Origin of the sequence: Microcoleus sp. AR_TQ3_B6 (assembly GCF_036702785.1) — a bacterium.
In the GTDB taxonomy this organism is placed as follows: Bacteria; Cyanobacteriota; Cyanobacteriia; order Cyanobacteriales; family Microcoleaceae; genus Microcoleus.
This window is the reverse complement of the sequence record NZ_JAUBVJ010000035.1, coordinates 22219-34539: the sequence shown is the minus strand read 5'-3', so window position 1 is coordinate 34539 and position 12321 is coordinate 22219. Positions and strand designations below refer to the sequence as shown.

11 protein-coding genes are annotated in these 12321 nt (G+C 45.4%); 6 read left to right on the top strand and 5 right to left on the bottom strand.

The annotated features are described in order from the left end of the window. Positions 1–47: 47 nt before the first annotated feature. From QUB56_RS17735 to QUB56_RS17715, 5 genes are all read right to left on the bottom strand, one after another. Positions 48–1136 carry an SPFH domain-containing protein gene (locus QUB56_RS17735; protein ID WP_332956898.1) on the bottom strand — a complete coding sequence of 363 codons (1089 nt, stop codon included), beginning with the start codon at positions 1134–1136 and terminating at the stop codon, positions 48–50. Positions 1137–1257: 121 nt separating this feature from the next. Continuing rightward, positions 1258–2070, bottom strand: coding sequence for a Uma2 family endonuclease (locus QUB56_RS17730; protein ID WP_332956897.1), 813 nt, complete (start codon positions 2068–2070; stop codon positions 1258–1260). Between the two features lie 107 nt (positions 2071–2177). After that, positions 2178–2471: a type II toxin-antitoxin system RelE/ParE family toxin gene (locus tag QUB56_RS17725; RefSeq protein WP_332956895.1), complete on the bottom strand. Its 294-nt coding sequence runs from the start codon at positions 2469–2471 to the stop codon at positions 2178–2180. Beyond that, a complete protein-coding gene (locus QUB56_RS17720) occupies positions 2468–2692 on the bottom strand; it encodes a hypothetical protein (RefSeq protein ID WP_332956893.1) in 225 nt (74 codons plus the stop codon). Before QUB56_RS17720 ends, QUB56_RS17725 begins: the two co-directional genes overlap by 4 nt. A gap of 53 nt (positions 2693–2745) precedes the next feature. Further along, entirely contained in the window at positions 2746–3996 is a 1251-nt protein-coding gene (locus QUB56_RS17715) for an FAD-dependent oxidoreductase (protein WP_332956891.1), read from the bottom strand. Positions 3997–4306: 310 nt separating this feature from the next. Between QUB56_RS17715 and dnaK the strand changes: the two genes are divergently transcribed. The 6 genes from dnaK to QUB56_RS17685 all read left to right on the top strand — a co-directional run bounded on the left by dnaK (position 4307) and on the right by QUB56_RS17685 (position 12270). Next, on the top strand, positions 4307–6403 hold the full coding sequence (gene dnaK / locus QUB56_RS17710) for a molecular chaperone DnaK (RefSeq protein ID WP_332956888.1): 2097 nt from the start codon (positions 4307–4309) through the stop codon (positions 6401–6403). 182 nt (positions 6404–6585) lie between these two features. After that, positions 6586–6936 carry a four helix bundle protein gene (locus tag QUB56_RS17705; protein ID WP_332956885.1) on the top strand — a complete coding sequence of 117 codons (351 nt, stop codon included), beginning with the start codon at positions 6586–6588 and terminating at the stop codon, positions 6934–6936. A 231-nt stretch (positions 6937–7167) separates the two neighbouring features. After that, entirely contained in the window at positions 7168–8274 is a 1107-nt protein-coding gene (locus QUB56_RS17700; protein ID WP_332956883.1) for a DnaJ C-terminal domain-containing protein, read from the top strand. 509 nt (positions 8275–8783) lie between these two features. Next, positions 8784–11234, top strand: a complete 2451-nt coding sequence (locus QUB56_RS17695; protein ID WP_332956881.1) for a dynamin-like GTPase family protein — start codon at positions 8784–8786, stop codon at positions 11232–11234. 377 nt (positions 11235–11611) lie between these two features. After that, positions 11612–12028: a KGK domain-containing protein gene (locus QUB56_RS17690; protein ID WP_332956880.1), complete on the top strand. Its 417-nt coding sequence runs from the start codon at positions 11612–11614 to the stop codon at positions 12026–12028. Then, positions 12025–12270, top strand: a complete 246-nt coding sequence (locus QUB56_RS17685) for an HNH endonuclease (RefSeq protein WP_332956878.1) — start codon at positions 12025–12027, stop codon at positions 12268–12270. The genes QUB56_RS17690 and QUB56_RS17685 overlap by 4 nt, the downstream gene beginning before the upstream one ends. Positions 12271–12321 lie beyond the last annotated feature (51 nt).

Genomic DNA, 12321 nt, shown 5'->3' with positions numbered 1-12321 from the left:
GAAAGCATCCCAATTACCAATTACCAGTTAACTAAATATGCAAAATTTTAGGCGGCGGCTGGCGGCGGCGGCGGCGGTACAGTCGCCAACAAAGATGCTAATTCCGGCACTTGCGATGCTAACTTCCAGCCGTCAAAACCCGCACGCCACACCATTACCCGATCTGTCAAACCATTTTGCAGAAGTTGATGCAACTCAAAAGGTCCTAATTGTTGACCGTTCTGGGCAATATACCACTGAGTTTGTGTTGGCGGGGGAGGTGGCGGCGGAGTTTGCGATGCTGGCGGCTGCATCATATTTGTCATTTGCTGACCTAGTGCCATTCCCATGCCGAATTCTAATGCTTGATTGCTGCCGCTAGGGTTATTTGCTGATGCTTCTATGGCGTTAGCAGCTTGATATTGGGTATATTGCTGCATATTTCCCAGAAGTCCGATTGAGGCTCGTTTGTCGAGTGCTTCTTCAACTTCAGGCGGCATCGAGATATTTTCTATTAATAGCTGAGTTAACTCTAACCCAAACTGCTGGATACTTGGCTCTATGGCAACTCGCACCTGTTCGCCCATGTGGGTGTAGTTGGCTGCAAAGTCTAGCAGGGGAACGCGGGAATTGCCCACCCAATTGGCAAAGGCACTGACTATTGTATTGCGGAGTTGATCGCTGATTTCATCTACTTGAAATAGTCCGTCAGTGCTGATTAGTTGTTTTAAGAGTTGTTCTGGATGAGAAACTTTAATGTTGTATGTGCCAAAAGCCCGCATTCGCACGGGACCGAGTTCTGGATCGCGGATAATTACAGGGTTAGAAGTTCCCCATCTCAGGTTGGTAAATATTTTGGTGTTAAAAAAGTAGACTTCTGCTTTAAAGGGAGAGTTGAAACCGTAGGGCCAACCTTTTAAGGTGCCGAGAAGGGGTAAGTTGCGGGTGTACAGTTCGTACATTCCCGGCTCGAAGACATCGGCAACTTGGCCTTCGCTGACAAAGACTGCTATTTGTCCTGGCCGTACAGTTAGTTTAGCACCTTGTTTAATTTCGTTTTGGTGACGCTCGAATCGATAGGCAATGGTGTCGCTGGTATTGTCCAACCATTCGATGATATCGACAAATTCGCCGCGAATCTTGTCAAAGAGTCCCATAGATTTATGTTGAGTTGTTGTTGGATTTTAGCTTCAAGAGAATCGATCGATGTTCCCGAGCGACCTTGTAAAGTTTTATGTGCGATCGCTGGGGATCGGGGCGATCGCACTTGCAGACAATTCACAATTGCGGTTCAATTCCAGCCGATCGCAACTGAGCGCGCAATTGCTCTAATTGGTCTTCTGCTTGTTGAGCTCTTTCTTGTTCGCGATCGGCTCTTTGCCGCTCTTGTTCAGCTATTTGCCGCTCTTGTTGAGCTCTTTCTGCTCCCGATAACAGCAAATTTCCTGCACTATCCCACCAGCGCAGCCAAGGTAACTCAACATTTTGATACCTTCCTTGCCAAATTCCCAATTCCACTCCTAAGGGTTCAATGGGATAATGACCGCGCTCATTTGCAGCAACTAATTGATACCTATCTTCGATCAGGTGATAGACTTCAACGCTAGCCTTAGTTACTTCATAAATCCCGTAAAATGCCGGACGGATGACATTTTCATAAATCCAGAATTTACCCGGCTTAGTTTCCTGTTGACCCGATCGCAACAAAGGCGTTCTGTCCCGTTCTTCTGCACCATTTCCCGATACAAATTCTAACACAATTAACGGTGCTACAAATTCTTGCCACATCACATAAGAACGGCGCAATTGACCGTCAATAGTTGGCGGGACATTAGGCACATAAAACCAGTCGGGTGCTTCCGCACCCCGTTCTAGCGGCTCAGTTAATCGCCAATAAATGCCGCTGTCTTGACCGATACAATAGTTACCATCTGGATGAATGCTTTGGAAGACGGGAGTAATTGAATCCGTTAACAGAATGCTTTGGGGGTGTTCTTGGAAATTTTTCACAAAAGTACCGTCTGATTCGGGTAGCTGAGTGTGGTCTGGCCAGCCTGTAGGATTGTTTTCTACATCTAGGGTGAATTTCATAGTTTTATTTTGATTGTAGGTGTTTTTGCGAGCGAGGTTTTAATTTCGATGAGAGTGGAATTAATACATTTTGTTCAGTAGTCGGTTTTTCAATCATCGCTGTCCTCTTAATCTGCAAGCAATGTTTCTAAATCTTCATAGTTATAAGGCGGACGTTTCCGCACCGTCAATATGTCTAAAATTTTATCTGTTTCTGTGATTCCATAAACTATCCGCCAGTTATCAATTCGCAGACGCCACAAATCAAGCTCAAAAGAAATATCAAGCTGCTTGCTCTGAGATGGGCGAGGATTTTCTGCTAAGTTGCGAATTGCTTGTCGCACTCGCTGTCGGATATTCCCAGGCAGGCTTTTGATTTCTTGAAATGCCTGGGGTCTAATGTAAACTGTGTAATTACTCACTCTAGCTCCGATTCCACATCATCCCATTTCAACCAACCGGCACGATCGCGATTTCCACCAGCAGCTTTTAACTCATTTAATGCTTGTTTGGCAATTTGCAAATCTTCTAAAGTCTCTAACCATTCGATGAGTGCTTGCCAAGTTTCGACATCTAATACAGCAACTTGTTTGCCTTTTATCTTGAGAAATTCAACTGACTGCAATACTTCTAATCCGGTCATTGAGGCTACCTCTATGTTGATGATAGGTATAACTTAAGTATAGGTGTATCTCATTAATTTTGCACCCGAACCCTAGTTAATCCAAAACCAATTAATCGCGCTGGAATATTTCGCAAAATTGGTAACTGCAACAAAAGTGGCGGTGTAAACGGTCGATTTGTATCTAATGCCCCCTTAATAGTTCGCTCCTGTACAAACGACTGAAATGCTTGAATGATGCGTGTGGGCAACTCCCGCTGTCGCTGCACTTCTGCCAAATCCCACAGATGCACGCGATCGCTTTTCAGCGAGGCGCTGAGTACATTAGCCGCGACGACAGCATCTTGAATAGCATAGTTAATTCCCACACCGCCTACGGGCGACATGACGTGAGCGGCATCCCCAATTAAGAGCAAACCGGGACGATACCAGCGGGGAAGGCGACTCGATTCAACCGACAGAAAAGAAATTTGCGACCAATCTTTTAGTTGTTCGACCCTATCTGCAAATTCCGGTGCTAATTCAGCAACAGCTTTTTGCAAAGCTTCTATTCCTGAGTCGCGCAATTTCTGATAGCTGCCTTTCAGAATAATGTAACCGAGTTGCCAATAATCCAAGCGGTCAATTATGGCTAATAAATGACCTCCAACAGCTCGACCTCCCACGCCGAAATCTTCGACATCATGGGGACTGCGCGGCAAACGAAACCACAGGATATCCATCGGCGGGGAAGTTTTAATCGGTTCAAAACCTGCTAATTGGCGAAGGCGGGAAAAGCGACCGTCTGCGCCGACAGTGAGGGCCGATCGCACTTCATGCCATCCCCCGCGTCCCCGGTATCGAATTCCGCACACCACGCCATTTTCTACAATCGTTTCTTGGACATTAGCTCCCATTACTAGCTGAAAACTCGGGTAGCGCTGCGCTTCGGCCGTGATGAATTCGAGAAACTTGACTTGGGGCAGGATAGTGATGTAAGGATACTTGGTTTTGAGACAGGCTAAATCTACGAGTGTGGCGGTATTCCCAGCAGCTTGGATAGTGAGTTTGCGCATTTTTGTATGGGGCAATTCCAGCAATTGTGCTGCTAAACCCAATTGCTCCATAATTTCCATTACAGACGGATGCAGGGTATCGCCGCGAAATTCGCGATCGAAATCTTTGTGTACTTCTAGCAGGATGACTGGAATTTTTTGCCTCGCTAAAAGTAATGCTAAAACAGCACCTGCCGGCCCACCTCCCACAATGCAGCAGCTTGTCTGTTGCACGTCAACGATCGAGTGTTCTTGAGAGGATTCTGAATTTTGAACAGAGTTGACGGTCATATTTTTATGTTCCTGTTTGCTCAACAATCCTGCTAGCTGCATTTAGTTTAGCAAAACGCATTAGTTAATCAATTCTCAAATTTTTTTTGTTCTCAAAAGATGGACATACACGGCTTTCCCAAATAGACACTCCTACTCAAAAGCAGGATCTGGCAGATCCACCAGCCCGCACCCAGCCAACCGCACTCAGGGTCCCCAGTGAGGCAATCCCCCTGCAGCCCCCGCTTCTCGACGCGGTACAATAAATGCAATCATACTTAACGCTTATATTGAAAAGGCTACACACAACGCCACAGGAGACAACTGACGCATGGGTAAAGTAGTTGGCATTGACCTCGGAACAACAAACTCAGTAGTAGCCGTCATGGAAGGCGGCAAACCGGTTGTGATTGCCAATGCGGAAGGGATGCGGACAACTCCCTCGGTAGTTGCTTTCACAAAGGAAGGAGAACGCCTTGTGGGACAGATGGCCAGACGCCAGACTGTTCTCAACCCGCAAAACACCTTTTACGCCGTCAAGCGGTACATCGGACGCAAATATACTGAACTGACTCCAGAATCAAAACGAGTCCCTTACACAACTCGCCGCGACGAAAACGGGAACATCAAAATCAAGTGTCCCCGCCTGAAAAAAGATTTTGCCCCAGAGGAAATTTCGGCGATGGTTTTGCGGAAACTGGCCGATGAAGCCAGCCGCTATCTCGGACAAGAGGTGACGGGGGCTGTAATTACTGTTCCCGCTTATTTCAACGACTCGCAGCGACAGGCGACGCGCGATGCGGGACGAATTGCCGGACTTGATGTCAAGCGGATTTTAAATGAGCCGACGGCGGCTTCTTTGGCTTACGGTTTGGAGAAGCGAGAAAGTCAAACTATTTTAGTGTTTGACTTGGGCGGCGGTACTTTTGATGTGTCTATCTTAGACGTGGGAGACGGAGTATTTGAAGTCAAAGCAACTAGCGGCGACACTCAATTGGGCGGCAATGATTTTGACTCCAAAATTGTGGATTGGTTGGCAGAACAATTCTTAGAAAAAGAAGGAATTGATTTGCGCCGCAACCGCCAAGCTTTGCAGCGCTTGATCGAGGCGGCAGAAAAAGCCAAGATTGAGCTGTCGGGAGTCGGTGTCACGGAGATTAATTTGCCGTTTATCGATGCGAATGAAGATGGACCTCTGCATCTGGAAACGCGGCTGACTCGCGGTCAATTTGAGGGGCTGTGCACAGATTTGGTGCAGCGGCTGCGGCGGCCGGTGAAACAAGCTTTGGCTGATGCAAATTTGAGTCCTTCTCGCATTGATGAAGTTGTGCTAGTCGGCGGTTCGACTCGCATTCCTTTGGTTCAGGAAATTGTTCGCAGTTTGATCGATCGAGAGCCGAATCAAAATGTGAATCCCGATGAAGTTGTGGCGGTGGGTGCGGCAATTCAAGCGGGAATTTTGGCGGGGGATGTCCGCGATGTGCTGCTGTTGGATGTGACGCCGCTGTCGCTGGGTTTGGAAACTATCGGCGGGGTGATGAAAAAACTGATTCCGAGGAATACTACTATTCCCGTCAGGCGATCGGACATTTTTTCCACTGCTGAAAACAACCAAACTGTGGTAGAAATTCACGTCATCCAAGGGGAACGGGAATTAGGCAGAGATAATAAGTCTTTGGGACGGTTTAAACTAACTGGAATTCCGCCGGCGCCGCGAGGGATTCCGCAGGTACAAGTAGCTTTTGATATTGATGCTAACGGGATGCTGTTGGTGACGGCTTTGGACAAAACTACTGGTAGGGAACAAAGCATTACTGTGCAAGGTGCTTCGACGCTGACTCAGCAGGAAGTGAATCAAATGATTCGCGAGGCGGAACAGTTTGCTCAAGCTGATAAGTTGCAGCGGGAAAGGGTAGAAAAACGCAATCGCGCTGAAGCTTTAGCTTATCAAGCCGAGCGGCAGTTGCGAGAGGTGGCGCTCGATCGCGGAATGCAGTTTGCTCAAAGAAGCCGCCAGCGAATTGAAACTTTAATTCGGGAATTGCGAGACAGTTTGGAACGCAATGATGAGCGGGGAGTTGACCAAGTTGGTTCGGATTTGCAAGATGCTCTTTACGATTTGAGCAGGGAAGTTTCAGCTTTTGCTGATGATGACGATGATGATGATTTCTTTGAGTCTGTGAAGCGGACTTTTACGGGCGACAGTACCAAGCGCCGCAGCGATGACAGCAGCTATTATCAAAATGCTAAACCGTACAGGCGATCGACTGTCGATCCAATTGGCGATCGTTCATACGATCGAATGGGCGATCGAATGGGCGATCGCCCATACGATCGAATGGGCGATCGTAGAAGCAGTGCTAATCGCCCCACTCGGCCTTATCAAAATCAAAGCGACGATTGGGATGATGACGACGATTGGTTGTAATTGAAGGAAGAAGGAAGAAGGAAGAGGGAAGAAGGAAGAAGGAAAATAGTGGATTTTATGCAGAGAATTTGTGACGGCTGTTTTCCTAATTCTTCTGGGTTCCTTTCTTTCTCCTCTCCTACAGTAGACTTCTTTGAATTAGATCAAGATTACTATGATAAGTAAGGAGAAAATTATGTTGTATGACCCATAGAGAACAATACATCTGGCAGCGGGGTATTTATCTTTGTCAACTTTGCTACGAATTAACTAAATCTTTTCATTCGTCTGAAATTTATGGTATTACCAGTCAAATTCGCCGTGCATCTGTATCAGTACCAGCTAACATTGCGGAGGGATATGGGCGTGTTACTAGACAAGAGTATATTCGATATTTGCGAATAGCTCTCGGTTCGCTCAGAGAACTGGATACTCATCTAGTGATTTCTGAAAGAGTAGGGTTAGCAGCACCAGAAAAAATCTCACCAGTTATCAAAGAAGCAGATGAACTCACACGATTAATTGTCAGTACAATCAACAAACTAGAAGGATAAAACCTCAGCCTTCATCCCTCATCCCTCATCCTTCTTCCTTCTTCCTTCTTCCTCATCCTTCTTCCTTCTTCCTCATCCTTCTTCCTTCTTCCTCATCCTTCTTCCTCATCCTTCTTCCTTCTTCCTCATCCTTCTTCCTTCTTCCTTCATCCTTCTTCCTTCTTCCTCATCCTTCTTCCTTCTTCCTTCTTCCTTCTTCCTTCTTCCTTCTTCCTTCTTCCTTCTCCAACTATGCAGAATTTTCGCAATTACTATCTAATTTTGGGAGTGCCCAAAGATGCCTCGGCTGATGAGATTAAGAAAGCCTATCGACGGCTGGCCCGACAGTTGCACCCTGACGTAAATCCGGGGGACAAATCTGCTGAGGATAGGTTTAAGGATATTAATGAAGCTTACGATATTCTTTCCGATATTGACAAGCGGGCTCAATACGATCAGTTTAGTAAATTCTGGAAACAAAAGGGATTTCAAGGCAAGCAAGGGGTGCGACTTCCAAATTTCAAAACTTGGGGAAACAGTAAAGCTACCCGCAAAAAACCAGCCGAAGATGTCGATTTTAGCGATTACTCGGATTTTAATAAATTTCTGGATCAAGTTCTCGGAAGGCGCCGGGAAGTGAGAATGGCGACCGCGAATGATGCACCGCCAGTAGCCTCCTATGAACCGTGGAGTACGGCTTCTAAGAAAACGAGTTATGTAGCTAATTCTAGGGAAGATAGAAGGGATGTGGACGATCGCGAAATTCGACGGGAAACAGTCGATCGCGAAATTCGACGGGATATAGTCGATCGCGAAATTCGACGGGATATAGTCGATCGCGAAACCAGAAGAGACATTGAGGCCAGGCTGACTCTGCCTTTGGAAAGGGCTTATTCGGGCGGTACCGAGCGAATTCGTCTGGAAGATGGGCGAACGATCGAGGTGAATCTGCCTCCTGCTATGGTATCAGGTCAGCGGATTCGCTTGCGAAATCAAGGTATGGGCGGCGGGGATTTATATTTAAAAATCACGGTTTCTCCCCATCCATTTTTTCGATTAGAAATGTCGGAGATTTGCTGCGAATTGCCGCTGACTCCCAGCGAAGCGGTGTTGGGGGGAGATATTGAAGTGCCGACGCTGGACGGCCTGGTAAAGATGAAATTGCCGCCGGGAGTAACCTCTGGAAAGCGGTTGCGTCTGGCTAACAAGGGCTATCCGACCGGAAATGGCGATCGGGGCGATCAGCTAGTAGAAATTCAGGTGTTAATTCCCAAAGAAATTAGTGAGGAGGAACGGGAATTATACGAAAAGTTGCGGCAGATTGAGACTTTTAAACCGCGTCAGAATTTATCAACTTAATGTAGAGTACGCAAGGCGCCAGTTTAATTTAGTAGGGGCGCAATAACGCGCGCCTTACTAAGCTGTTATGCACCTAGATTGTTTATGGTATTAGAGGGGGATTCGGGGAAAGGGAGAGAGGGTCCGAGAATTTGACGAGTTTTGATATGGGATCGAAATATGCAATTTAAATGCAGAACAACTTACTAATTGTGTACGAAAAATTAGGAGATACTTGGCTAAATTGTACTGACATATCAGATTAGCCCGTTGGCGGTAAATAGATAATAACAAATCCCTTGGTATCGGAATCATCCATCTCTCTCTTCTGGAGCCTCTGCGTCCTCTGCGCCCTCTGCGGTTTAATCATTCCGAAACAACCGTAAACGATATGATTTGTCGCCAGAATAGCCGATCGCACTTTCAGCAATCCTGAATAACATAAGTAAAATTACTCTTGTGATTATTCCTGAACTAGCCGAGAATTAATACTAAAGTAATTTTCCCACAATTAGGAGCATTCTGCCGCAATGACTCAAATGCCCCCTCAATGCACAAATTTGCAAGAGCAAGTTGACTCTTTACTGCAACTGCTGCGTCAGGAATCGTCTTTGCGACAACAAGATATTACAGCAGTACAAGCTTCTCTAAAAAAGGCAATTTCTCCTGAGTTTGAGATTGTGTTTGCAGGTGCTTTCAGTGCGGGAAAATCGATGCTTATCAATGCTTTGCTAGAGCGAGAATTGCTCTACAGTGCGGAAGGACACGCGACAGGTACGGAATGTTATATCGCCTTTGCTGAGCCGGATAAAGAGCGAGTTGTTCTCACTTTTTTGAGCGAAGTTGAGATTAGCCAGCAAGCTTCTGTGCTTTGCGAGAAGTTAGGTTTACCTACTGAACTTAATATTAATCAAACAGATGTAGTGTCGCTGTTGTCTCAGGGATGTAACATAATTATTGAAACCGAAGGCGGCGAAAACAAATCGGAACTAGCCAAACAAGCTAAGGCTTTGACGCTGCTGTTAGAAGGTTTTGATGCGAATCGCGATCGCCTCCAAACTCTCGAAAACGCTACCTACTCGATGGAACAGTTTAATTTTTCCAATCTTAAAGAAGCTGCTAGTTATGCCCGTCGCGGTAGTAACAGTGCTGTACTCAAGAGAGTAGAATATTACTGTTATCATCCGCTGCTGCAAGATGGCAATATTATTATCGACACGCCGGGAATTGATGCACCAGTGCAACGGGATGCAGAATTGACTTACGATAAGATTGAAAGCCCCGATACTTCGGCAGTAGTCTGCGTTTTGAAAGCAGCTTCGTCTGGGGAAATGACGACGGAAGAAACCGAGTTGATGGAAAAAACACGGGGAAATCCGGGAATTCGCGATCGGGTGTTTTACATTTTTAACCGCATTGACGAAACTTGGTACAACACGCAACTGATCCAGCGGTTAGAAAATCTGATTAATTCTGACTTTCGCGATACAGCGAGAGTTTATAAAACTAGCGGATTGTTGGGATTTTACGGTAGTTTGATTAAAAGTACCACAGGGCGCGATCGCTTTGGTTTAAATACAATATTTGCCAGCAGCCAAGGACGAGTTTCTGTAGATAATAAATTAGACTCAGAGTTGCTCGGTAATAGTGAAGAAACTCCGCAATTTATCAGTGAATTTAACCGATACTGTGCGAATTCCGGAAAACTGTCTCCCAGCAAATTTCGGATTTCAGTGAACAGCTACGAAACACCCAATGAAAACTACGTGCGGATTCTTGCAGAACAAGGACAACCATTAATTGCTCAACTAATTCAAGATAGCGGTATCGAAGATTTTCGCACAGCCATCACCCGTTACCTCAGCGAAGAAAAACGCCCGCAACTCTTCAAAAATCTCGCTGACGACTTAGAAGATTTGTGCATTCAACTGCGGAAACATTACCAAACAATTCAGCGGAATTTGGACAGCCAGCCCCGCGAAATTGAAGCAATGAAAGCACAGGAACTTTTGCGGCTAAATCAAGAATTGCAGCAAGTCGGACAGGATTTTCGGGAACATATCGCCGAAGAAGTCAATGAAATGATTATGAATAAATGCGATATTTTCGATACAGACTTTCGGCAACTGCAATCTCGGATGATCCGCCGCTTGGATGAATTGTTAGACGGATTTTCTGTTGAGGCGGCTTACGGGCGCACTTTGCGGAATCATCCCCGCAATGCTACAGCACCTTTAATTGCTGTTTTAGTTGAAGCGCTTTATTATTTAGCGAATCAGTTGGAAGATATTTTAGTAGAAGCTACAAAGTCACTGGTTGATAATTATTTCCAGTATTTGAAAGAAAGCGTTCGCAAGTCGGAATACTATCGATTGCTTTATCGGTTATTGGGGAGTGATGGGGGCATTGAACAGCAGTTAGAAGAGTTATCAAAGCGGGTTTCTGATGCTTTGGTAAATGCGGCTGGGGTGGAGTGCGATCGCTACGTGCGAGAAAGTCCCCGTTTTTACGACGAAGGCACATTTTCGATTTATCAATTCCGCGAAACATTGCAGCAAACTTCTCAAGGTTTCGACTGCGAAAATATGGTAGACGCCCAACCGGCAATTCGACAATTATTGCGGCTGGATTTCGAGCCGAAAGTATCTAAAACTATTCGGCAAACTTTCCGCCAAACAGTCAACCAAACCCTGAAAGAGCATTTGTTGCCGCTGGCCCAAAAGCAAGCTGATGATATTTTGCAGAAATACAGTCAAGCCCGCGATTATTTAGAGCAAAATTTAGCACAGGAAGCTGAGGAAAAGATTGCTGGGAATCTGCGGCGGCAAGCTGAGAATGAGCAGAAGATTCAAGAGTACGATCGGGCAGTTTCGGGGATTAATAGTTGTTTGCAGGCGATGAAGCTGCACGAGCATTTGTTGCCTGTCATTCGAGAATATGATACAGTTTTTGCTGGTTCTGAGGGGAAAGATATTGCTTGAATTCCAATGATAATTAGGGCAAATAAAATTCACTTTTCATCATCTGCGTCAATCAGCGTCTATCCCTTGTCATCTGCGGCTAATAAATTCTCTTTTTTTGACCGCAGATACAGGCAGATAAACACAGATTAACGCAGATTAATTATATTAATTCCAGTTGCAGGAGCGGTGATTGTTGACTGTTGACTGGATTTTACCAGGAGGATGCTACCGGATTTGATACGGCTGGCACAATCACGTTCGATTTTTGCCCCCGAAGCCGTTTTAACCGCCGAGTCTTATCAGGTGTTGTTAACCGGGATGCAGTATAATAACCTATAATATTTAATGCGATTAGTAAATCAACTACAAAATAAGCAAATAAATCAGGTTTAATTATGAGCAAGGACGACACTGAAGAAAGATTTATTAAATTAGATTTTGAAGAAGTTTTGTGGCTGGTAAACGAATGGGAAACTCTAAATAAAGATTTAGGAGTCAACTCCTATTTTAAGTATCCAATCATTAGTAGCGGTCAATTTCAAACTTATATAAAAAACTCGCTCAATATATATGAGCCGATAAAATCTGTGCTATTTGGTAAAGGCATAGCAGGTAAAGTTCTTAGGTTTGGTTCTCCAGCATGGCAAAAAGGAAAAATTCGAGTTAAAATAACTGTAGAGTTTTGCCCCGATGAACCAGAAGTTGAAGAAAAACCAGACAACAATCTATTAGAAATTAGCCCGGTAGAATCACCACTTGACGATTTGCGCCGCCAACTTTTTACTCAAGAAAATCCACCGAACAATTCATGACTAAAACCCCAAGAATCCCGATTCCCCCCGAAGTCAGAAAATATGTATTTACTCGCAATAAATACCAGTGCCAAAGCTGCGGCCAAACCAAACTAGAAACCCAACTGACGATCGATCATATCATCCCCTTAGCGCGCGGCGGCAGCAACGACATCAGCAACTTGCACACCCTCTGCAGCACCTGCAACCAAAAGAAAACAGACAAACTAGACCCCCGCTTCCGCCGTTACTTTGACCTGTAATATCCTCCATAACATCCGCGTTAATCCGCGTTCATCTGCGGTTAAAAAATC